Genomic DNA, 23,675 nt, shown 5'->3' on the forward strand with positions numbered 1-23,675 from the left:
TAATGGTATTGACATGGTTAAATCGGTTATAATGGGCGGCTGTGTTTGCGGTTTAGCCGCCCCCTTTCTCACCCCTGCGATTGAGTCAACGCAAGCGGTCGAGCAAAAGATACAACAGCTAAAACAAGAGTTTCAGGTTGCACAATTTTTATTGGGTGCAGCCAATATAGAATCATTATTTTTAAACGACGCGCATCTTTTGCGCAGTAACGGCGGAACGAACCCTAGGTTATGAGTCAGAATGTCGGCATAGATTTAATCCATTTTGCGACCGCAGATTTTTATCTTGGGTTGGATGTTTTTGCGCAACAAAAAAACCAAGATGTGGATAAATATCTGGTCGGCATTGGCCAAGAAAAAATGTCGATTGCACCGCCGGATGAAGACATCGTAACTTTATCTGCGAAAGCCGCCGAGCCTATTTTGGCTCAAGTCGAGCGCGACAAAATCAGTGCGGTTTTTTTTGCGACCGAATCTGGGGTTGATCAATCTAAATCGGCGGGTGCCTTTGTGCACAGTCTGTTAAATCTGCCAAATCGTTGCCGCGTGATTGAACTCAAACACGCCTGTTATGCTGGCGCCGCCGCCCTGCAGATGGCGGTTAATACCGTTAAAGCCAATCCAAAAGAGCAAGTATTGGTGATTGCGGCTGACATTGCTCGCTACGACTTAGATACCTCCGGTGAAGCGACCCAAGGTTGTGGTGCGGTGGCTATGCTGGTAAAAACCGAGCCACGTATTTTAGCGATTGAAGCGGGTTCGGGCTACCATACTGAAGATGTAATGGATTTTTGGCGTCCTAATCATCGCGAAACCGCATTGGTGGATGGTAAATACTCTACCAAGGTTTATCTCAGCAGCCTTAAGTTTGCCTGGCAACATTTCACCGAAGAAACCGGTCGTGGCTTTGAAGATATTCAACAGTTTTGTTACCACATTCCATTTACCAAAATGGCTGAAAAAGCCCATAAGCAATTGGTTAAACAAGTCGGTCTAAAGCAAACCGATCAACAAACCAGTCAACAAGTCGCCGCCAGCCAAGTCTATAACCGAGTGATTGGCAACAGTTACAGTGCGTCGCTGTTTGTGGGGTTTTGCTCGCTACTTGATCACAAACCCAATTTAGACGATCAACGCATCGGCTTTTTTAGCTATGGTTCTGGCTGTGTGGCCGAATTTTTTAGTGGCGTGATTCAGCCGGGTTATCAATCCGTGCTGATGACTCGCGAGCATCAACGTAGTATTGAAGCGCGCAGTCCACTCACCTATCAACAATACCTAGACCTGTATCATCACACCGAGCCTAACCAAGCCAATATTACCTTCCCTGAATACCATGCTGGGCCTTTCCGTTTAAGCGGCATTCAAGACCATAAACGTTGTTACCTTAAAACGGGTCAATAAAGCATGATAACGCGCTGTACCGTGCCCGCAAAACTGATCCTCAGTGGCGAGCATGCTGTTCTATACGACGCGCCTGCTTTGAGTATGGCAATTAATTTAACCACCGAGTCTCAGCTCAAATTCCAACCCAGTACCCATCAGAAAATCGAGATTCAATTAACCGATTATGGGAAGCACCAGGCTTGGTCGTTTAGTGAAGCTTGGGATCAAGCTATGGAGATCGAGGCTCGATTTATCGCCTTCGAGAAAGGTCTGCAATCCATCCGCAAAGTTTGCCAACAACCTTTTGATTTGATTTTATTATGCTTATTCCATTTCGAACAGCATTTTAAACTTCAGCCGGGTCACTGGACAATCAATATCCAATCCAATGTTTGGGCGGGGCGTGGGTTAGGCAGTTCGGCATCGGTTATTGTGAGCCTGTTGAGTGGGCTGTTTAAGCATCATAATATTCAAAACGAATCCGCCCTACTCGCTTTAGCGCAAACCGTTGAATCTCGCCAGCACGGCCAATCCAGCGGTTTAGATCCAGTGAGTGTGATGTATGGTGGATTAGTACGTTTTCAACAACATCAAGCACTACAGAATCTGCCATCGCACCGCTTCCAGGCCTGGTTGATTGACACTGGCGAACCAAACAGCACAACCGGTGAATGTGTCAGCCAAGTCAAAGCACAGCATGCACAAGATAAGGATTTATGGCAAGCCTTTACTGAATGCACCAACGAGATACACAAAGCCTGGCTAGCCCACGATGGTGCGGCCTTAAAACAGGCGGTTCGCGCTAATCAAACCTTATTAGAAAAAATCGGCGTGGTGCCTACTAAAGTGGCTGAGTTTATTCAGCAGCTCCAACAAACACCGAATTGCGCGGCCAAAGTATGTGGTGCGGGCAGTATTTCCGGTGATCAAGCTGGGGTCGTGATGGCGTTATGTGAACAAAACCCAACCGACTTATGTACACAATGGGGTTACACCTGCCAAAAAATCCAAATAGACCAACAAGGCGCGCGTTGCCAAACCGATTAAAGGAGAAATAATGCCGCCAAAATCCGCTCAAAACCCGGTTCAGTATATTAGCAGCGCCCCCGCGAACGTGATGCTAATGGGTGAACATAGTGTGGTTTACGGTCAACCCGCTTTAGTCGCGAGCTTAGCGCCACGTATTCAGATTGAATGGTCACCGCGCGATGACCAACAGCTAGAATTTATTTCCGAACTCGCCCATTTCACAACCTCATTAGATCAAATTGAAGATCATCCCAAACTGCGTTTTGTACTGGCCGCTTTAAAAGCCGTTGCGCCGAAGTTAGCGCAAGGCTGGACGTTACGCATCCACAGTGAATTCCCCGATGATTGGGGGTTAGGCAGTTCGGCCGCGGTATTAGCCGCATCTCTGGTTGGGCTGGAAAGGATTTGTCAATTAGAACTGAATGATTGGGCGCGTTTTGAGCTTGGGCATCGCTGTATATTAGATGTGCAAGGCCGGGGTTCGGGCGCGGATTTAGCCGCCAGCTTAACCGGTGGCTTGGTGTTTTTTGATCCAACTAAACAATGCATTCAACCCATCCCGGTTTCACTGGATTTATGCTTGGTCTACAGCGGATACAAGACGCCCACTAGCCAAGTTTTGGCTCAAGTGGCCGAGAATTGGGCGGATCGGCCTGAAGCCCTACAAGCCCTGTATCAAGAAATGGGTGACACAACGCGCTCAGCTTACCAGAGCTTAATAAAACCCAATGCAGCTCAAGATTCTGCGTTTTACCAGCAAGTGGAGCATTACCAACAACTCATGACGCAACTGGGTGTCAGCGACCCGACATTAGATGACATTCTTGTCCAACTCAGCACACGTTTACCGGCCGCCAAAATATCCGGTTCAGGATTAGGCGACTGTGTGATAGGATTCGGTCATATCAACGCGCTTCCACCCTATAAAATTATGAACACCCGCATTCATTCACGCCCAGCCGAATGTATTTCACAAGTCCGCAATCATCAAACCCAGGTCACATTATGAGCAATTCACAAGCCTTGAGCGCGCAACAGATTGTCCAGCAATTAATCCCAAACCGAGCCCCCACTAAAACACTCGGTTTTGGTGAGGCCCCAGTTAATATTGCACTCAGTAAATATTGGGGCAAACGCCAAGTATCACTTAATTTACCCACCAATTCGAGCTTATCCATTAGTTTGCCAGGCCTGGGAACGCAGACGCATTTAAGCTTACTTGAGGCGAGTGAACATACCGAGGACCAGGCCTGGTTGAATGGTCAACGCTTAGCTAAGGATTCTGAGTTTGCCCGACGTTTAAGCCGTTATTTGGATTTTTTTCGACCCACTAACCAATTTTTTAAAATCGACACCATTAATTCGGTTCCCACAGCAGCGGGTTTGGCGTCTTCCGCTTCGGGTTATGCGGCTTTGGTGAAAGCTTTGAATGATTTGTTTGATTGGCAGTTGGATCTGCGTTCACTGTCGATTTTGGCGCGTTTAGGCAGCGGCAGTGCAAGCCGTTCATTGTTTGATGGCTTTGCGATTTGGCACAAAGGCCAAGCGCAAGACGGCATGGATTCTTTTGCTGAAGCCCTGCCGCAAACTTGGAAAGAATTTTGCATTGGTTTGGTTAAAATTGATACGACTGAAAAACCGATTGGCTCGACCCTTGGCATGCAGCAAACCGTCAACACTTGCGAACTCTACCAGGCCTGGCCGGCGCAAGCCGAACGCCAAGTAAAGCTGATTCAACAAGCGATTCAACAACAAGACTTTACCCTATTAGGCGAAACCGCCGAACATAATGCGTTATCTATGCACGCCACCATGATCGCCACCTGGCCGCCGATATTATATTGGCAAGCCGAATCCGTATTGGCGATGCAAAAGGTGTGGCAGCTTCGCCAACAAGGCGTTGAAGTCTACTTTACGATGGATGCGGGACCAAATTTAAAGTTGTTATTTTTAGAGCAAAATAAAAACGCGGTCAAAGCCGCGTTTCAAGAGTTAGACATCATCCAACCGTTCGGCTAGATTAATTAATCGTTTTATTTCACGATTTTTAAACTCGGACGTTTAGGTTTGTCAGACTTAGGTTGGCTTGCCGTCTCTTCTGGATAAGCTTCCGGTGGAAATGGCATGCCTTGACCATTTTCACGTGCAAAAATCGCATGCACCGCTTCTGGTGGAAAACCAATTTTGCGCTCCACACCTTGAAAACGTGCGCGAAAACTAATCCAGTCATTACTTAAATCCACCGCTTGAGCGGCTGTAGGCGAAACATTTAACACAATAAACCCATCATCCACAAATTCAAGCGGCACCTCTACCCCAGGGTAGTTGGCATCCACTTGCACATGTGGCGTCCACTCATTATCAACAATCCATTGATAAACAGCTCGAATCAAATAAGGGCGATTTGAAATCATAATAAAAGTCCTATTGCTTACAACTTAACAAGCGTTCAATGGTTTATTAAGCGTCATTCATATCCAGCTCATCATCCGACAAGCTTTCATTAAACATTTCGCGTTCCATTAGACGGTTTGAATAGTCTGTAATCGCTTTGGCTGATTTAGGTAACTCAATACCTAATGAAGGCAACCGCCATAACAATACGGCTAAACTTGCGTCCACTAAAGTGTAATCGTCACTCATAAAGAAGTCTTTATGCGCAAAAACCGGAATCATCTGAATCAAACGTTCGGTTAAATCACGACGCGCACGTTTAACAGCATCGGCATTCTCATTACGCACAATGGTTTCAACTAATGGATACCATTCGGTTTCAATTTGACGCAATTGCTGACGTGAACGTGCTTTAGAAATCGGGTCAACTGACATTAATGGCGGGTGCGGATAACGTTCGTCTAGATATTCGATAATGACCTGCGCATCGTATAAAATCAATTCACGATCAACTAAGGTCGGTAAGCTTCCGTAAGGGTTTAACTCAACTAAATCTTCTGGCATGTTATCTGGATCCACTTCGATCACATCCATTGGAATATCTTTTTCTTTTGCCACCAAACGTACACGGTGAGAATTCGGACTACGAGGATCAGAAAACAGGGTCATAACCGAACGTTTTGTTAATGGAATATCCGACATAAAAGGCTCCTTCAGTGGCCAATGCTTAAAAACAACTAAATAAGAATATTATACACCCCTTGTCAAGACCTAAGTTGGGTGCAAACTAAGCAGATAAGACATAAGAGGTGGTTTGGATAGGCTAGAAAAGGGAGTGGGTGTCTATTTTAACACTAGTGATAGTGTTTAAAAATGATCCATTTGGACCAAGCGAAACCTAATACCAAGCTAATTAATGAAAACAGTACCAAGGTCACAATGGCTGGCCATTCAAATACATCACCAAGCCAACCAACCCAAATACTCACCAGACCCATGCTCAGTACAAAAAACGCATAACCTCTTTTGTGAGGTTTTTTATCAAAGGTGTAATGCGCATTCAAAACATAAGACAAGCTGGCGGCGACCAGAAACGCCAAACCATTAGAAGTCGCTTGGTTTAAGCCCAGCATAAAAAGCAACGCAAACACCAACCAATGCACGGCGGTGTTGGCCACGCCTACTAAGCTATAGCGACTAAACTGCTTGATCACGACTTAGTATTCGTCTTCAACAATGTACAAAGGGCGGCCTTTGCTTTCTAGATAAATACGTCCAATATATTCACCGATGACGCCCAATACAATTAACTGGGTGCTGCCTAAAAATAAAATCGCGGTAAACATCGATGCATAACCCGGCAAGTCGACGCCATAGATTAGGGTGCGCAGAATAATCCAAGAGCCATAAAGGATAGACAAACACCAAGCGATTAAACCCACGTATAACCAAATACGCAAAGGGGCAGTTGAAAAGCTGGTAATCCCTTCTAAGGCTAGGTTCCAAAGTTTCCAGGCGTTAAAGCTGGTTTGACCGGCTTGACGTTCATCACGCTGATATTCAATCGTATGAGTTTTAAAGCCAACCCAGGCAAAAATACCTTTCATAAAACGCTGGGTTTCGCCCATTAACTTAATCGCTTCCACACAGCGACGTGAAACCAAACGAAAATCACCGACATTCTCTGGAATGCGATTAACTGAAATCAGGTTATTAAGACGATAAAAAATGTTGGCACTCCAGCGTTTAAAAAAGCTGTCTTTGCTGCGATCGGTTCGTTTCGCTAACACGACGTCTATGCCATCTTCACGCCAAATTCGTACCATTTCTGGAATCAGTTCTGGTGGGTCTTGCAAGTCCACATCCATCGGGATCAGTGCTTTACCTTCCGCAAAATCGATGCCCGCAGATAAAGCGGCTTCTTTACCAAAGTTGCGTGAAAAGTTAATAATGCGAATCTGAGGATAATCCGACTTAGCCTGTTGCAATACACCTAAGGTGTTATCGCGACTGCCGTCATTGACGAATACGAGTTCGTAACTTAATTCAAGACTTTTTAAAATGGGTTCAATGGTGGTTAAAAAGATCGGAATAACGGCTTCTTCATTGTAACAAGGCACCACGATCGACAAATCCACGCGTGAGACTGAGTCTTGATCTAAATCGGATAACACCACACCACGACCTTGGCGGGAAACCGACGGTTTTTTTGATTGCATAACTTATTCCTCAATGACTTTGGCAAGTGCAACGCCTCGGCCTTGCCATACCCATTCCACTTGTTTAAAGCGGTCTTGTAATTCGTAGGTTTTACCAAACACAATTTCACCGGATGTTGGCATTCTCACGGGTGTCATCTGCTGCGCCACCACATTAAAACTCGGCATTTCAATGCAACAGGTTACCACTTTAATCTTATTTTCTTTTACATAGTTGGCGGCTTCTACAATCGGTTTTTGTTGCAGCTCAGCCGCATAGTTTAATACCGCATAATTTAACGCCAGGGTCATCGTCATACCGGCGACAACAACTTTTGTCACACTTCCCCACTTGCTCCATAAAAGCACCAGACCTGCTATGGCTAATAAAGCCAACCAGCCAAAATAACCCGCTGTAATATGTTGAGTCGCTTGCCCATAGGTTTCGACTAAATAGCGGTTATTCTCACTGGTCATTCCCCATTCGACCAACCAAGGTACACTCGCTAACAAGCCAGCCACTATAATCAAAGTTAAACCTAAGCCCCAACGCGTGCCTTGCTGCCTAACATAATAGGCCATCGCAATAAGCACTGGTGGCACACCATACATTAAATAATGTGGCAATTTTGTCGCCGCCAGCGTGAAGAACACCAAGACTAATAAAAACCAAATGGCCATAACTTGCCAAAGCGTTGACTGCTTAGACCATTTCCACCAGGGAAGAATGGCTTGCGCCAATAAAGCAAAAAACGGTAAGGTCAAAAAGAGCAAAGCAACAACATAATAAAGTGGATTACCGCTATGCCCTTCCATCGGATTCATAAAGCGGCCCACATTGTGAACACCAAAAAACTCATTAATAAAGTCTTGGCCAAATAAGGCGACCTGCAACAGATACCAAGGCAGTGCAATTAACACCAGCAACAACCAACCTTTCCAGGCTAAAATCATTTGCTTTAAAACTGGCCATTTACGACCGATTACCAGGTGTATAAACAATGCGCCCGCGACAATCACTAATGCAACAGGGCCCTTGGCTAGCATGCCAAAACCAGTCCAAACAAACGCCCAATTCAGATCAGCTTCACGCTGACTGGCGAGGAAGTCCAAGGCCTTATACATGGCTAAGGAGATGAATAAAATCAACCAAGCATCCGGAATGGCCGCTTTAAAAATGACTGCGATACCGGCACTGAATAACCCAATCCAAACGCTTATCCAGGCGGTTTGATGATCTACATGACGTTGTAAAAATGCGAAGGTTGCCCATAACCAGATACCCAGCGCAACCAAAGATGGCAAGCGATAAGCTAAGTTGCCATCTCCAACTAAAAACAAACCAATGGATTGCAACCAATACATCAGCACGGGTTTATGAAAAAATGGTTCGCCATTTAACATGGTCGCCCACCACTGCCCTGTCAAAGCCATTTCTCTGGAAACCGCCGCATAAGCGCCTTCGTCCATATCAAACAAAGGTAAATAAAAAGCGGGCCATACATAGAGTAATGCAATGATGAGAATAAAAAACCACACCATCGCAAATTTAGAAGGCGCTTGCCCCGACAAAAAGTTTTCTATTTTCGAATAAATGGATGGCGCTTTATCTGATGAGGTCACACTGTTTACCTGTGAAAAGTATAAAAATGGCTATTACAAGGGGGCTGATATCTACCTAGCTAAAAATATCAAACTCGCGCTATTTAGCGAAGCAATGTTAACAGAAATATTTGGAAAGTCTAACCAGGATTGGCGACTAAGGAGCTTGGCTATATAAGTACTTCGCTCAGTAGCGTTGTTGAAGATAACGTTTAAATGTTAAGAGTTCCGTATGAAGCTGTTTAATTTTGTCGAGTGAGCTGGTTGCCGTTTCATCCTGAGTAGAACCCTCAATTAAACCTTGCGTATAGTTGGCTTGGCTTAAACGGGCTTTTGCGCCGGGAATGGTGTAACCCTGATCATGTAACAAACTTTTAATCTCGATTAAAAGCTCCACATCGGCTTTTTGGTAATAACGCCGACCTCGACGTTTATTGGGGTTAAGTTGTGGAAACACCTGTTCCCAGTAACGCAACACGTGAGATTTGAGCTGACAAATCTGACTGACCTCACCGATGGTGAAGTACTTTTTGTCCGGCAGATCAATTTCCAACTGCGATTGCGTACTGGATTTGGTGTTAGGCATTATCTATTTGCGCTCTTAGTTTTTGGCCTGGCTTAAAGGTTACCACACGACGCGCGGTAATCGGAACCTCTTCACCCGTGCGCGGATTACGACCTGGGCGTGAATTTTTATCTCTCAATTCGAAGTTTCCAAACCCAGAAATTTTAACGCACTCACCACCGACTAACACATCGGTAATTTCATCAAAAAACTGTTCAACAAGTTCTTTAGATTCACGTTTGTTAAAACCGTACATATCCGCCAGAGATTCTGAAATTTCGGCTTTTGTTAAAGTGGCCATGGCTATTTTGTCCTTTATCTTAATTGAGCACCCACCGCTTGGTGAGTTTTTTCAATAACTTGTTGAATTAACGCATCGACCTCTTCATCTTGTAAGGTACGATCTTGATGCTGAATTTTCAAGCTCAAAGCGACGCTCTTATGGGTTTCGGCGACACCTTGACCTTGGTAAATATCAAATACCTGCACGTTTTTAAGCAAATCTGAATCGACTTGATAAATCGCATCGGTTAAGGCTTGAACCGACACACTGCGCTCCACCAGCAAGGCTAAATCGCGTTGTACTTCTGGGAACTTAGAAATACCTGTGACGGCCGGTACTTGCATGGTTAACAAGCTATCCATGAATATTTGGAACATGAATACCACGCCATTCAAGCCGAACGATTTTTGCCATTGTGGATGCAATTGTCCCATTATGCCAATGTGTTGTTCGCCCAACATAATCGCGGCACATTGCCCTGGATGAAACTCTGGTGACTGGCTCGTGACAAAACGCACTTGGCCATGCAAGTGACTCATGGCTAATAGGTTTTCTACATCACCTTTCAAGTCAAAAAAGTCGACAGAACGCGAGTCTTCGCTCCAACCAAATGGCGCCACATCACCACAAATCGCCCCCCCCATGACTGGGGTTTGCTGGATTTCAGTATTTTCGCGACTAAAGATTAAACCGGTTTCAAATAAGCGTACACGGCTTTGTTGACGTTTTTGATTATAACTAATCGTTTGCAATAAACCAGGAAACAAACTGGTTCGCATCGCTTTCATATCTTCAGAAATCGGATTCTGTAACAACACATATGGAATTTCTGGTGATAGCTTTTGCAATGCAGCTTCTTCTACGAAGCTGTAGGTAATCACCTCGTGATAACCCCGTTGCACCATCGCCTGACGTAACATTTGTGTGTCTTGCTCAGATTCTGGCAGCGGCTTTAAACTCAATGGCATATTCACTTGAGCGGACGACAGGTTGTTATAACCATACACTCGTGCAATTTCTTCAATCAAATCGACTTCAATTTGCATATCAAAGCGATAAGATGGCGCCACCACCTGCCAACCTGTTTGTGTAGAGGATACCTCACAACCCAGTCGAGTTAGGATGTCAGTAATAAATTGATCTTCAATCACTGCACCGAGTAGCTGGTGCAAACGCGCACGACGCAATTCGATCACGCTCGGCTGTGGCATCGTGCTGGCATCCATGACTTTGACCCATTCCGACACCCTGCCACCGGCAATTTGACCTAATAAGTCTAAAGCACGCGCTAACGCACGCTCTGGCAATAACGGATCGACCCCTCGTTCAAAACGGTGTGATGAATCCGTATGTAAACCATATTGACGCGCTTTGCCTACAATTGCTAAGGGCGAGAAATGCGCGCATTCAAAAAATAGGCGTTGAGTTGAATCGGTAACCGAAGTCGACAAACCACCCATAATACCGGCTAACGCAATCGCACCTGAGTCATCAGCAATCACCAGGGTATTCTCGTTTAGGGTCAGTTGTTTTTCGTCCAGCGTAACAACAGACTCGCCTGATTTGGCCTGACGCACTTGAATTTTACCTTGTAGTTTATCGGCATCAAACGCGTGCATCGGCTGACCCAGCTCCAGCATCACATAGTTGGTAATATCGACGGTTAAACTAATTGGGCGTAAACCCGAACGTTCTAGACGTTCAATCATCCAATCCGGCGTCGCGGCCTTGGCATCATATCCCTCAACGATACAACCTAAATACTTAGGGCAGGCCTGGTGGTCTTCAACCACCACTTGTTGGCTACATGCCCCTGCTGTAGCGACTTGATTATCCGCATAGGGCTGTTTAAACACCGCCCCACTGACTACCGCCAACTCACGTGCCAAACCTTCTACACTTAAACAATCTGCACGGTTTGGGGTTAAGTCGACATCAATCATCATGTCATCTAAATTCAAATAAACCCGAATGTCTTCACCAATCGGTGCGTCTTCGGCCAAGACTTTTAAGCCGTCATAATCTTGCTCTAAACCGAGTTCATCGCCTGAGCACAACATGCCAAATGATTCGACACCGCGTAACTTGGCTTTCTTAATTTTAAAGTCGCCGGGCAATTTGGCGCCCACGACCGCGCAGGGCACTTTCATGCCGACCACCACATTGGGTGCACCACACACAATCTGTAACTGCTCAGCTTGGCCGACATCGACTTTTGTAACGTTTAGTTTTTCAGCATCTGGATGTTTTTCGACGGCCACCACTTGACCGACTAACACACCCGAAAACTCAGGTGCGACCACTTCAAGCGCATCGACTTCTAAGCCGGCCAAACTTAAGGCCTCGGCTAATGTATTTGAATCCCAATCTGGATTAACCCAGCTTCTTAACCATTGTTCACTTAATTTCATTATCTTAACTCTATTTTTCGTCTTTTAACCACGACGCTTTGTATAGCAAACGTCGCGCAGCAAGCACCAGGCCTGGTTAAAAATCTATTTAAACTGCTTTAAGAAACGCAGGTCGTTTTCAAAAAACTGACGCAAATCCTTTACCCCGTAACGCAACATCGCCAAGCGCTCGACGCCTAAGCCAAAAGCCAGACCAGTATATTCTTCTGGATCAATACCGACATTTTTAAGTACGTTTGGGTGAACCATGCCACAACCTAATACTTCTACCCAGCGCCCCTCGCCAAATAAATCGGTCGCAATATCGACTTCGGCAGATGGCTCAGTAAAAGGGAAATAAGAAGGTCTAAAACGGGTTTTTAATTTTTCGTCTTCAAAGAAGTGACGTAAAAAGTCCGTCAGCAAATTCATCAATTGTGCGAAGTTGGCGTCTTTTTCAACAATCAAACCTTCAATCTGGTGAAACATCGGGGTATGCGTTTGATCGGAATCGCAACGATACACACGACCCGGCGCAATAATTCGAATCGGTGGCTGGTTGTTTTCCATAATACGAACTTGCACACCCGAGGTGTGGGTACGTAATACGGTTGACTCATCAATATAAAACGTATCGTGCATCGCACGCGCCGGATGGGTTTCTGGAATGTTTAAAGCACCAAAGTTATGCCAGTCATCTTCAATTTCAGGGCCCGTCGCGACTTCAAAACCAGAACGGGCAAACAGAGATTCAATACGACGCAAAGTACGTGTAACCGGATGCAGACCACCCAAATCTAATCGACGCCCCGGCAAGGTAACATCAATCGACTCTTGCGCCAATTTCGCCTCTAACTTGGCGGATTCTAGTTCAGTTTTTTTGTTCGAAATTAACTGCTGAATGCTTTGTTTGGCTTCATTAATCCACTGACCCGCTAAAGGGCGCTCTTCCGCACTTAACTGACCGAGTGTTTTCATGAGCCCGGTTATTTGTGCTTTCTTGCCTAAGAACTCGACACGCAGCTGATCTAAGTCAGCCAATTCAGTGGTTTTCTCAATTGTTTGTTTGGCGTGATCTAGAATATTTTGAAGGGTTGATTGCATGTGACTTTTCCATAGTAAAACCATTTGTAAATCGATTTCAGACCACCAGGCCTGGTAGTTAAATCCACTTACAAATGACTCACTCACTTTAAAATGTGTGACAAAAAAGGGGCATGATGCCCCTTCCATTTGAACCTTGCTTGATGCTTAAGCTAAAGCCGCTTTCGCTTTTTCAGCTATCGCAGCAAACGCAGGTGCATCATGAATCGCGATGTCAGATAACACCTTACGATCCACCGCTACACCAGCTTTGCTCAAACCGTTGATGAAACGGCTATATGTCATACCGTTGATGCGTGCCGCTGCGTTGATACGCGCGATCCACAAACGACGGAACTGACGTTTTCTTTGACGACGGTCACGGTAAGCATATTGACCTGCTTTAATTACCGCTTGGTTGGCCGTAGTAAATTGCTTGCGACGGGCACCGTAGTAACCTTTAGCCTGCTTTAATACTTTCTTGTGGGCTTTACGCGCCACAACGCCTCTTTTCACTCTTGCCATGTTCTAATCTCCTTGACTATAGGTACGGTAGCATACGACGAACCATTGCCACATCGTGGTCATGGATCATGTTAGGCGCACGTAATTGGCGCTTACGCTTGGTCGACTTTTTAGTCAGGATATGACGCAAGTGAGCTTGTTTACACTTGAAACGGCCTGAACCAGTTTTTTTGAAGCGCTTAGCTGCGCCACTGTGTGATTTAATTTTTGGCATGTCAAACTCCGCATTTGGACATTATAGCTAGTGGTTAATAACCTATCTATTTTGTCTGCCTTTAAACAAACAACCTCTCAACGTATCACCGTCAAGAGGTCAGTCGGAACAACGAACAGCACTGAGGGAGCTGCACCAGTCAATTAACCCGAGGGTTAAAAGCCGATTGTTGTAGTGGATTTCAGTAAATTAAAATTTACTTACTTACCTTTTTTTGTTGGCGCAATCATCATTTGCATCTGACGACCTTCCATCTTCGGTTCTTGTTCAACGGTCGCAACCTCTTGAACATCTTCCCGAACGCGCGCCAACATTTTCATTCCCAGTTCCTTATGAGTGATTTCACGACCACGGAACCAAATGGTTACCTTGACGCGATCACCCTGTTCAAGAAAACGCATCAGGTTGCGAAGCTTTACCTGATAGTCCCCTTCCTCAGTTCCTGGGCGAAACTTAACTTCTTTTACTTGCACTTGCTTTTGATTTTTCTTAGCATCGTGCTGTTTTTTCTGTTGCTGATAAATGTATTTGCCGTAGTCCATGATTCGACATACGGGCGGGTCGGCTTTCGCTGTAATTTCTACTAGATCCAAACCAGCTTCGGCCGCCATTTCTAAGGCTTCAGCAATGGATTTAATCCCCGCTTGCTCACCGTCCTGATCAATTAAACGCACCTCTTTAGCGGTAATCGCTTCGTTGATATTATCTTTAGGTGCTTCGGGTTGTTGTGGTCTTGGTCGACCTCTTCTTACAGCGATAGTTTTATCCTCCAACCATTATATTCAATGCACTTGGTCCACATTGCGACCTAGATTCGAAATATCTCGCATCAATAGATCCAACATAGCTTCTAGAGAGTAACTTCCTAAGTTATCTCCACCTCGTGCTCTCACATTTACTGTGCCATCCTGTACTTCTTGATCACCAACGACCAAAATATACGGCACACGTTGTAAAGTATGTTCGCGAATTTTAAACCCAACCTTTTCATTTCTCAAGTCTGTTTCGACTCTAAACCCCTGTTTTTTCAGATTTTCAGCAAATTTAGCCGCATAATCTGCATGGGTTTGTGAAATTGGCGCAATCACGACTTGAGTCGGAGCCAACCAAGTTGGGAATTTTCCTTCATAGTGTTCAATCAAAATACCCACGAAACGTTCTAACGAACCTAAAATGGCTCGATGAATCATGACCGGGTGATGTTTTTCATTATCTTGACCAACATAAACCGCATCTAAACGCTCGCCTTGTGTCATAGAAAAGTCTAACTGAATCGTGCCACACTGCCATACACGGCCAATACAATCACGAAGACTGAACTCAATTTTTGGGCCATAAAACGCACCCTCACCCGGCTGCAGTTCATAATTTAGATTCGCGTCTTTTAAGGTTTGCTCCAAAGCTGATTCAGCACGATCCCAAACCTCATCGCTGCCCACACGTTGTTCTGGGCGCGTGGAAAACTTGACTTCTATTTGGTCAAAGCCAAAATCGGCATAAGTGCGGTAAACCATGTCGATACAAGCTTGAACTTCCGACTTAATCTGGTCTTCGGTGCAAAAAATATGCGCGTCGTCTTGGGTAAACGAACGAACACGCATTAAACCATGCAATGTGCCCGAGGCTTCATTGCGATGCACGGTACCAAATTCAGCCACTCGCACAGGTAAGTCACGGTAACTATGTAACTGACGGTTATAAACCATGATATGACCCGGGCAGTTCATCGGTTTAACCGCATAATCTCGGTGCTCAGTATGAGTGGTAAACATATTGTCTTTAAATTTGTCCCAGTGACCAGACTTTTCCCACAAAACACGATCCATAATTAACGGCGTGCGAATTTCGTCATAACCGTGATGACTTAATTGTTCGCGCATGTAATCTTCTACCACACGATATAAAGTCGTGCCTTTCGGATGCCAAAACGCCATCCCAGGTGCAATGTCTTCAATATGGAACAAGTCCAACAATTTTCCGAGTTTACGATGGTCGCGTTTTTCCGCTTCCTCCATCATCGTAAGGTAGTCGGCTAATTCCTGCTTAGAGGCAAACGCAACGCCATAAATGCGTTGCAGCATTTTATTATCCGAGTTTCCACGCCAATACGCGCCTGCTAGATGCGTCAACTTAAACGCTTTGATATGGGTCATATTCGGCACGTGTGGACCGCGGCACATATCGACATATTCTTCATGATGGTAGAGACCAAACTCTTTTTCATCCGGCAAATCAGCCACTAACTCAAGCTTATAATCTTCATTACGTGCTTTGAAAGTTGCGATCACTTCATCACGAGACGTCATTTTCTTTTCAACCGCATAACCAGTTTTAGCCAAAGCTTGCATGCGTTTTTCTATCGTTTCCAGATCATCTGGTGTAAGCGACTCGTCCGTTTCAACATCATAATAAAAGCCATTATCAATCACCGGCCCAATCGCCATTTTTGCATCAGGGTGTAATTGCTTTAATGCATGACCCAATAAATGCGCACAAGAATGGCGCATGATATGTAAGCCATCTTCGTCTTTTAGTGTGACGATCTGTAAATCTGCGTCATCCTGAATCAGATCTGAAGCGTCCATTAAACGGCCGTTAACACGCCCTGCAATGGTTGCCTTGGCCAACCCAGAACCAATATCCTGCGCCACCTGCATAATTGACACGGCGGAGTCGTAGTGTTTTTTTGAGCCATCGGGCAAGGTAATAACAGGCATATATCTCTCACAACCAGTTGATTGAAAAATGAAAACGTTAAATTATAACACGGAATAAGCAAACACTTAATCCACCAACCTTAAAATTTAGTTGAACTAAACTAAGACTTTGCTTGCTCTTGTGCTTTTTCGATAATCGTCACAAAGTTATCTTGTGTTAGGTTAAAGCGCTGCAAAACACGCAAGGTCGTGGCACCAAGTTTTTCGCTATCACTTTGAACCAAACCATTCTGCCCCTGAACATAAAGTGCGCCGACTTCAGCTAAAAACCCCACGTAAGCCGGACGCTGAAAAGCTGTTTCCAATAAATGCGGGGAGTGGTGACCCAAAACGCCCATGTAAACATCCTTAGGAAAACCCCAGGTTTTGAGCAAACGTGCCCCAATATTGGCATGCGAAAAACCCAGCATTTTATTTTCCAAGGTCACAAGCGATGACAGCTTATGATGACTGGCTTCTAGTACCGCTTGATAATCAATAAACTCACTTTGCAGCAACATATACTGACCAATTTCATGCATTAGCCCTATCATAAACCCATAGTAAGGGTTCATTTTCAAACCCGCTTGTTTCGCTAAGCCAGAACCGATATGTGCCGCTAAAAGACCGTGTTGCAAAAACACCTCGCGGTCCAAGGATGACGCGGGTTGAAAAGCTTCATTGTAATTAATCGCCAAGGCTAATACACGCAAGTCATTCACACCTAAACGTGCGATGGCCTCAGGCAGGGTTTTGATCTCCTTACCCATTTGGTATTTCGATGAATTAACCGCCTTAAGTAACCCTGTCGTTAAACGAACATCCTGCATGATGACTTCAGCCACTCGATCCACATGCACACCGGCTGGATCGGACAGTAGCTTGTTCAGCTTAAGTAATGCTTCTGGCATATGTGGCAAGCGCTTTACTTGAGCCAACGCGTCCACTAACTGCTTAGTTGTCTTCTGTGACACCACCCACTCCGGTCAAATCAAAAGGGTTAAAATTTTACAGCAAAATAATTTACCAATTGCACAAATAAAGCATCAAATTCAACCAAAAGGGTTCGCGCATTCGTTCTGTTTCTTCCCCCTAGAATTAAATTTTTCGCTATAATCAGCGTTTTGCAAAAAACTGTCTAGAACGCATCCAAACTATTTAGGTGTAAATCGACCGTGTTTCGATGCGGTTACACTGTACATAAAGGGTAATACAATGAACTTAGATCAAGCTCGTTTTTTCATGGTTGAACAACAAATCCGTCCGTGGGACGTTCTTGACCCCTTAGTACTTGATTTGCTGTCAGAACTTCCGCGCCATAAATTCGTGGCGTCCGACCAGCAAACACTGGCCTATTCCGACACCGAACTACCAATTGGTGAAGGCCAGGTGATGTTGGCTCCTAAATTAGAAGCCCGTATTATGCAAGCTCTAGATGTGCATGAAGAGGACAGTGTATTAGAGATTGGTACGGGCAGCGGTTACATGACCGCCATGTTAGCGAGCTTAGCGCACAAGGTCACCAGTGTTGAATTGTTTGAAAGCCTGCAAAAAACAGCCGCTGAACGATTAACGCAGTTTGATAACATTGAGTTAAAACTCGGTGATGCCAGCCAAGCTTGGGCTGACCACCAAACTTATGACGTCATCGTACTGACCGGTTCTTGTGGTCGCCTACCTGAGAGCTATAAAACCCAACTTAACTTAGGTGGTCGCTTGTTTGCAATCGTTGGCCAAAGCCCAGCTATGCAAGCCGTATTGGTGACACGCATTAGTGAACAAGAGTGGCTAGAAGAGTCCTTGTTCGAAACCGATGTGCCTGCGCTAGTGCATGCAGAAGCTAAACCAAAATTCGAGTTTTAAGCATCGCATTGATACAGACAAAAAAGCCACGTTTAAATGTGGCTTTTTTGTCTTTGAGAATTGAGTTTTAAGCGAACTAAGATGACATTTTTTTTGTTAAATTTTTAAACGCCAGCAAATCCGAACGTAACGCCAAGTCGGCAGGATATGGATCAAAAATCAATTGATCCTTTAAATACTCAACTTCAAACTCAGCCACCCATTGTTGCAACAACTTCATCATGGCCACCAAAGGCACGACACCCTGACGGAACTCATCTAAAGTTTCACGATATAAAGCCTTTTGGGCATCACCCAAATGGCTTTTAACAAAGCCATACAAATGCTCCAACACATTCAGCATATTACTGCGTTGTGTTTTGCTCGCCAGCGCCTGATAAAGCAAAGCTTGATATTGCTCAATCACCTCGTCCCAATTCGCTAAACTAGCTTGGGCAACAATCGGCCCCATTTTGCGATAAACCGCTTCATTTTTTGATAAGAGTAAAAATTTATGCTGACGATGAAAGGTTTGCAAATGTACCAGGCCTGGTGGTTGAGCTAAGAACTCCCGCCAGCGCGCTTGCGTAAACAATTGCAATACAAAATTTTCTCGCAACCATGGATCCTGCAAACGCCCCTCGTCTTCGACCGCCAAATGCGGCATGGCTTTTTGCATAGCCTGGGTAAATAGGCCTTGGCCGATCCCTTTATCTGATCCTAACCATTCACCAGTTGGACGATAAATTTTGATGCGGTCTAAGCCACAAGAAGGTGATTTTGACTTAACCACCGCACCATCAATAGATTTTTTCTGTAAGCGTGCAATCATTTTGTGATTGTACTCTAGCAAGCCATCCGTATAGTCGACACCCGATTTACCACCTAACACACGCAATTCACCCTCGACTCGACATAAACGCACACTTTCTCGTGGCGTACCCATCGCCGCATCTTCAGGACAAAAGGGAATAAAATCGACATATTTGGCGAGTCGGTCGGTGACAAAATCATCTTGTGAATGCCCCCCGTTATATCGACACTTCACACCTAACAGACAATTTGATACGCCCAACTGAACACGTGGGTAAGTTGATTTTGTCACATCTACTCCTATTACCAGGCCTGGTTTTAGACACTTGGTTAGATTGTCATCCCTTTACCTCAGACGTCTAAATAAAACAGACGCTATGGCTAATAAAATCAAAGAAGGCACAAATGCGCCTAAAATAGCCGGCAATTGATAAACCACGCTTAAATTACCCAGCATTTGGTTTAACAAATGAAAACCGAGTCCAATTAAAACGCCGACAAAAATACGTTGCCCCATACTCACTTGGCGCTGCGAGCCAAAAATAAGGGGGAAAACCAAAGCAATCATCCCCAAAATAGAAACCGGTGTTGCCACCTTGCGCCAAAACTCCAACTGGTAAATACTTGCATCCAAATCATTGGCTTTTAAAAACTGAATATAACGGTATAACTCATCCACCCGAAGATAACGTGATTCAATCTGTAATCGCTCTAGCAAACCCGGATCTACAGGAAATACTTGCCTCATGGCCTCACTTTGAGAACTCTGCCAATTTAAGCTGCGAAGTTTTTCACCATAACGCACACGATCCTCTAATGCTAACTTTTGCGTTGTAATTCCGCTTAACAGCCACTGCTCTTTCTTAAATTGAGCACGCTTGGCTTGAATAACGCCGGAAATGGCTTGGCCATCTAACTCGTAAATTGTGATGCCGCGCATTTCTTTTGTCGACACGACGTTTTCTACACTAATTAAACGATTGGGCTCTTTCATCCAAAACCCAGCTGAACCCCCAACCGAGATATTTTTTTGCATAGCTTCGGCACGAATTTTTACCGCATAGGCTTCACTTTTGGGAGCTACTAACTCACCTATAATGGCCACGACTACCCACAATAAGAGTACCGTTTTAATCACCGCCCAGAACAAACGACTAATCGACCAACCGGTTACCCGCAAGACCGTTAGCTCAGCATGATTGGCTAGCCCACCTAAACCAATTAAGGCGCCAATTAATAAAGCTACCGGAAAAATCTCGTAGCCGAAGACTGGCATTTTTAAGAGTGAATAAAGTGTGCCTTGCGACAAAGTATAAGTATCAGAAAGCCGTCCTAACTGCATCATAAATTCGCCAAAGCCAAGAATGACCAGCAACACCAACAATACCAACAAGGAATGGCTCACGACAACCCCACCCAAATAACGTTCTATTCGGTTCATTTAGCGACCTTCAACTTAGGAATCCGTGACCAAATTTTTGGCGATCCAAGCGCATAAAGCAAAAATAAGGCGGGGACGATCCACAAGCCTAGATCAATTGGCCAGATTCCGGCCTTCACCCAGTCGTCAAGGGTAATCATGGATTGCATATAAAATACATACAAAACAATCGCGATAAAGAGTTTTGCAAAACGACCTTGCCTCGGTTCGGTCTTACTCAATTTGAGAGCCACCAACCCCAACACTAACACGCTTAATGGCACGGCCAAACGCCATTGCAACATAGCTTGATCTTCCAGAGTCTCACTCTGCCATAAAGCAAATGAATTTTTTTCTTGACGCTTGGGTTGTGCCACACTTGCCTGTAAATCCGGTAAAAACCCATCGAAGCGACCGAATTCGCGCACACTTAATTGCTCTCCCCCTAATAATCCTTCGTAGCTAAGGCCATTTAACAACACCAATGCTAACCGATCATCTTTCCACTCAAAAAAGCCGCGCGGTGCTATGATGGTTTGATCTCGCTCACCTTCTACTAAGCGAATCCAAATATCGCTCATCTCACCGTCTCGCCCAATCGTATGCGCATACAACACACCGTTTGATTGTGGCAAGCTGTTAAAACGTCCAGCAACCAGGCCTGCTAAAGGGGCGGTTACTTGTGCTTGCGCAATTAAAGCACGTTCGGTCTTAACCGCCCAAGGCGTTAACCACAAGGTCACCAGCGCGGTTAAAACCACCATCGGAATTAAAAATCGCGTCATAATTTTTTGAAAATAACCACGACCGATTCCGCAACTATTTAACACCACTATTTCACGATCTTGGTACAAACGGCCCATGGCCAACATCACGCTCAACAAAGCGACCAAAGGCAAAATTAACTCCAAGGCGGTGGGAATCTGCAAAACTAGAACTTGAAATACAATGGATGCGGGTAACTTGCCCTCCACCGCTTTCGCTAATAATCGAGTCGCCTCGGTACCAAAGGTGATGAGTAACAACACGACCAAAACAGCAAAAAACGTGGCCATCAGCTCTTTATAAAGATATTTATCGAGAATGCGCAAAATCGAGCTCGCTCACGTTAAAATGTTCCATAAATTGATTCATTATAAAGTAACCCAGTAAATAAATGTCTGGCCGAAAAGGAATTGCACAATGAAAAAAATTCATTTTAACTTAATCGCCAACCCAAACCTAACTAACTTCGATACCTTGGTTCTACCAGTATTTGATAAAGGTCGCTCGATTAGCGCGGCGGCCAGTTTTGGTTTGCACGAGCTCACTGAAAAACTGCATGCCCAGGGCGACTTTAAAGGTAAATGCGGACAAACCTTATTATTATTAAACCAAACCATCCTAAACGGCGCACGCCTGCTACTCGTTGGACTAGGTGATCCAGAAAAATTGACCGCTAAAGGTTACATAAGCGCGGTTCAAGCCATGGCTAAAGCCCTGGACAACAGCGGGGCTTGCCAAATTCTCGACACTACTCACTTGGCGACACCGAATGACCAGCTGGGCCAGTGGGGTTTATTTCAAAACAGCCTCATCTTACAGCGTAGTTTTTATGATTATGCACATGAAAGTCGGGGGGAACATAGCGCCAAAGAACCTAAATTAAGCCAAGTCACTTTTATGTCTGAAGACAGTCAAGAATATAAACAAGCGGTTGCTCAGGGCCAAGCTACCGCCATCGGCATGGCGTTAACCCAAGACCTGGCCAACATGCCTAGCAACTATTGCACCCCTTCTTATCTTGCAGAAACCGCCATTAATTTAGGCAAACAAGCCGGATTTAAGGTTCAGGTACTTGAGCGTGAGCAGATGTTGGAAATGGGGATGGGAGCATTTATGTCGGTTGCCCAAGGTACCGATACCCCACCCAAAATGATCTCAATTCAATACCAAGGTGGATCGGCCGACCAAGCTCCAATCGCGCTGGTTGGTAAAGGGGTAACTTTCGATACCGGTGGCATTTCTCTAAAACCTGGCGCCAGCATGGATGAAATGAAATATGACATGGGCGGTGCGGCTACCGTTTTAGGCGTATTTCAAGCACTTGCCGAACTAAAACCGAACATCAATGTGGTTGGCGTAATCCCTTCAACGGAGAATATGCCGTCTGGCAAAGCGGTGAAACCTGGCGATGTAGTGACATCCTTATCAGGCCAGACCATCGAAGTATTAAACACCGATGCCGAAGGCCGTTTGTTATTGTGTGACGCGCTCACTTACGCGCAAAAAACCTACCAACCAGGCCTGGTGATTGATATCGCCACCCTTACCGGCGCTTGCATTATCGCGCTAGGCAATCACGTTTCTGGCATCCTTGGGAATGATCAACCACTGGTCGATCAACTTTTAAAAGCTGGCAATACCACCTATGATCGTTTTTGGCAATTGCCATTAGGCGAAGAGTGGGATGAACAACTCAAATCAAATTTTGCCGACATGGCTAATATTGGCGGACGTGAAGCTGGTACGATCACAGCCGCTCAGTTCCTGGCGCGCTACACCAAAGATGTAAAATGGGCACACTTAGATATTGCTGGCACCGCTTGGCAATCCGGCGCAAATAAAGGCGCGACCGGACGCCCCGTACCGGCCTTGGTGGAATTCATTCTCCAACAGGCGCAATTGTAAAATATGAGTCAAGATGTTCTGTTTTACGTGCTCAGCAGCAGTGACTTGGCCTCACGTGAACGTTTTTTAACCAAGCTGTTGCTGAAAACGCAACAACAAACACGTCGGGTTGATGTACGTTTTGCGCAAATCCAAGAGGCCAAACGCTTTGACCAAGCCTTATGGGCTCAATCAAGCTATCTGCCCCACGCAGTTGAGCTGGCACTCCCAGCGCCGATTCAACTGTTTGGCGCAAACATCCCACGCAGCGGTAACGATGTGTTGATTAACTTGCATCCAGATTTTTATTCTGAATTCAAAATCTATCAACGTACTATCGAGTTGCTAGACCAATCAGCGGAGTTGATTGAAAAAGGACGACAGCGCTGGCGAGAATATAAAGCTCAAGGCTTTGAACCCATTCTGCATAAAATTGAATGCTAAGCACCAGGCCTGGCACTGGTGTCCGGAATAAAATAAAGAAGGGTTGACAAAAAAGCCGTAGTTCCTAGGATAGAAGGATTTCCGACCAAAGAAAGACTTCAAAAAGGAGACGACGGCTGTGTTTAACTCTACTCGATTCGCG

Annotated in this window: 24 protein-coding genes and 1 pseudogene; 8 read left to right on the plus strand and 17 right to left on the minus strand. The window is 45.1% G+C overall.

From position 1 onward, the window contains the following. The 5 genes and pseudogenes from VIM91_RS00635 to mvaD all read left to right on the plus strand — a co-directional run. Positions 1-235: pseudogene (locus VIM91_RS00635) on the plus strand (hypothetical protein); the annotation flags it as partial. Beyond that, positions 232-1,404: a hydroxymethylglutaryl-CoA synthase gene (locus tag VIM91_RS00640; RefSeq protein WP_331862913.1), complete on the plus strand. Its 1,173-nt coding sequence runs from the start codon at positions 232-234 to the stop codon at positions 1,402-1,404. The pseudogene VIM91_RS00635 and the gene VIM91_RS00640, both read left to right, overlap by 4 nt. 21 nt (positions 1,405-1,425) lie before the next feature. Further along, complete coding sequence (locus tag VIM91_RS00645; RefSeq protein ID WP_331862914.1) at positions 1,426-2,433, plus strand: hypothetical protein; 1,008 nt, start codon at positions 1,426-1,428, stop codon at positions 2,431-2,433. 10 nt (positions 2,434-2,443) lie between these two features. Then, complete coding sequence (locus tag VIM91_RS00650) at positions 2,444-3,424, plus strand: GHMP kinase (RefSeq protein ID WP_331862915.1); 981 nt, start codon at positions 2,444-2,446, stop codon at positions 3,422-3,424. Beyond that, positions 3,421-4,434: a diphosphomevalonate decarboxylase gene (mvaD, locus tag VIM91_RS00655; protein ID WP_331862916.1), complete on the plus strand. Its 1,014-nt coding sequence runs from the start codon at positions 3,421-3,423 to the stop codon at positions 4,432-4,434. Before VIM91_RS00650 ends, mvaD begins: the two co-directional genes overlap by 4 nt. Positions 4,435-4,448: 14 nt before the next feature. Here mvaD and VIM91_RS00660 read toward each other — a convergent pair whose 3' ends face one another. From VIM91_RS00660 to VIM91_RS00725, 14 genes are all read right to left on the minus strand, one after another. Then, entirely contained in the window at positions 4,449-4,829 is a 381-nt protein-coding gene (locus VIM91_RS00660) for a ClpXP protease specificity-enhancing factor (protein WP_331862917.1), read from the minus strand. Positions 4,830-4,875: 46 nt separating this feature from the next. After that, positions 4,876-5,511, minus strand: a complete 636-nt coding sequence (locus VIM91_RS00665; RefSeq protein ID WP_029935838.1) for a glutathione S-transferase N-terminal domain-containing protein — start codon at positions 5,509-5,511, stop codon at positions 4,876-4,878. A 152-nt stretch (positions 5,512-5,663) separates the two neighbouring features. Continuing rightward, positions 5,664-6,023, minus strand: a complete 360-nt coding sequence (locus VIM91_RS00670; protein WP_331862918.1) for a GtrA family protein — start codon at positions 6,021-6,023, stop codon at positions 5,664-5,666. A gap of 3 nt (positions 6,024-6,026) precedes the next feature. Further along, the gene (locus VIM91_RS00675) at positions 6,027-7,028 is read right to left on the minus strand and encodes a glycosyltransferase family 2 protein (RefSeq protein ID WP_331862919.1); all 1,002 of its coding nucleotides are present in this window, start codon (positions 7,026-7,028) and stop codon (positions 6,027-6,029) included. A gap of 3 nt (positions 7,029-7,031) precedes the next feature. Further along, entirely contained in the window at positions 7,032-8,630 is a 1,599-nt protein-coding gene (locus VIM91_RS00680; RefSeq protein WP_331862920.1) for a glycosyltransferase family 39 protein, read from the minus strand. A gap of 166 nt (positions 8,631-8,796) precedes the next feature. Beyond that, positions 8,797-9,195, minus strand: coding sequence for a MerR family transcriptional regulator (locus VIM91_RS00685; protein WP_331862921.1), 399 nt, complete (start codon positions 9,193-9,195; stop codon positions 8,797-8,799). Next, a complete protein-coding gene (locus VIM91_RS00690; RefSeq protein WP_331862922.1) occupies positions 9,188-9,475 on the minus strand; it encodes an integration host factor subunit alpha in 288 nt (95 codons plus the stop codon). Before VIM91_RS00690 ends, VIM91_RS00685 begins: the two co-directional genes overlap by 8 nt. 14 nt (positions 9,476-9,489) lie before the next feature. After that, positions 9,490-11,868 carry a phenylalanine--tRNA ligase subunit beta gene (gene pheT, locus VIM91_RS00695; protein WP_331862923.1) on the minus strand — a complete coding sequence of 793 codons (2,379 nt, stop codon included), beginning with the start codon at positions 11,866-11,868 and terminating at the stop codon, positions 9,490-9,492. An 84-nt stretch (positions 11,869-11,952) separates the two neighbouring features. Continuing rightward, entirely contained in the window at positions 11,953-12,951 is a 999-nt protein-coding gene (pheS, locus tag VIM91_RS00700; RefSeq protein WP_331862932.1) for a phenylalanine--tRNA ligase subunit alpha, read from the minus strand. 147 nt (positions 12,952-13,098) lie between these two features. Beyond that, the gene (rplT, locus tag VIM91_RS00705) at positions 13,099-13,455 is read right to left on the minus strand and encodes a 50S ribosomal protein L20 (protein ID WP_296831929.1); all 357 of its coding nucleotides are present in this window, start codon (positions 13,453-13,455) and stop codon (positions 13,099-13,101) included. Between the two features lie 16 nt (positions 13,456-13,471). After that, positions 13,472-13,669: a 50S ribosomal protein L35 gene (gene rpmI / locus VIM91_RS00710; RefSeq protein ID WP_029935855.1), complete on the minus strand. Its 198-nt coding sequence runs from the start codon at positions 13,667-13,669 to the stop codon at positions 13,472-13,474. 200 nt (positions 13,670-13,869) lie between these two features. After that, complete coding sequence (gene infC, locus VIM91_RS00715; RefSeq protein WP_029935857.1) at positions 13,870-14,427, minus strand: translation initiation factor IF-3; 558 nt, start codon at positions 14,425-14,427, stop codon at positions 13,870-13,872. A 24-nt stretch (positions 14,428-14,451) separates the two neighbouring features. Next, on the minus strand, positions 14,452-16,386 hold the full coding sequence (gene thrS, locus VIM91_RS00720; protein WP_331862924.1) for a threonine--tRNA ligase: 1,935 nt from the start codon (positions 16,384-16,386) through the stop codon (positions 14,452-14,454). 101 nt (positions 16,387-16,487) lie between these two features. Next, the gene (locus tag VIM91_RS00725; protein ID WP_331862925.1) at positions 16,488-17,339 is read right to left on the minus strand and encodes an HDOD domain-containing protein; all 852 of its coding nucleotides are present in this window, start codon (positions 17,337-17,339) and stop codon (positions 16,488-16,490) included. A 241-nt stretch (positions 17,340-17,580) separates the two neighbouring features. Here VIM91_RS00725 and VIM91_RS00730 point away from each other — a divergent pair, with 241 nt between their 5' ends. Continuing rightward, positions 17,581-18,228: a protein-L-isoaspartate O-methyltransferase gene (locus VIM91_RS00730; RefSeq protein ID WP_331862926.1), complete on the plus strand. Its 648-nt coding sequence runs from the start codon at positions 17,581-17,583 to the stop codon at positions 18,226-18,228. Positions 18,229-18,304: 76 nt separating this feature from the next. On the opposite strand, the gene VIM91_RS00735 is transcribed toward VIM91_RS00730, so the two are convergent. Genes VIM91_RS00735 through lptF form a run of 3 tightly spaced genes read right to left on the minus strand, consistent with a single transcriptional unit; the run spans position 18,305 to position 21,531 of the window. Continuing rightward, positions 18,305-19,312 (minus strand): DUF523 and DUF1722 domain-containing protein, encoded by a 1,008-nt coding sequence (locus VIM91_RS00735; RefSeq protein WP_331862927.1) that lies wholly within the window; start codon positions 19,310-19,312, stop codon positions 18,305-18,307. A 54-nt stretch (positions 19,313-19,366) separates the two neighbouring features. Next, positions 19,367-20,461 (minus strand): LPS export ABC transporter permease LptG, encoded by a 1,095-nt coding sequence (lptG, locus tag VIM91_RS00740; RefSeq protein ID WP_331862928.1) that lies wholly within the window; start codon positions 20,459-20,461, stop codon positions 19,367-19,369. Beyond that, the gene (gene lptF, locus VIM91_RS00745; protein ID WP_331862929.1) at positions 20,458-21,531 is read right to left on the minus strand and encodes an LPS export ABC transporter permease LptF; all 1,074 of its coding nucleotides are present in this window, start codon (positions 21,529-21,531) and stop codon (positions 20,458-20,460) included. Before lptF ends, lptG begins: the two co-directional genes overlap by 4 nt. A gap of 91 nt (positions 21,532-21,622) precedes the next feature. On the opposite strand from lptF, the gene VIM91_RS00750 reads away from it, so the two are divergent. Then, a complete protein-coding gene (locus VIM91_RS00750; RefSeq protein WP_331862930.1) occupies positions 21,623-23,110 on the plus strand; it encodes a leucyl aminopeptidase in 1,488 nt (495 codons plus the stop codon). 3 nt (positions 23,111-23,113) lie between these two features. Beyond that, entirely contained in the window at positions 23,114-23,533 is a 420-nt protein-coding gene (locus tag VIM91_RS00755; RefSeq protein WP_331862931.1) for a DNA polymerase III subunit chi, read from the plus strand. Positions 23,534-23,675 lie beyond the last annotated feature (142 nt).

It is taken from the genome of Thiomicrospira sp. (genome assembly GCF_036568485.1).
Classification (GTDB): Bacteria; Pseudomonadota; Gammaproteobacteria; order Thiomicrospirales; family Thiomicrospiraceae; genus Thiomicrospira.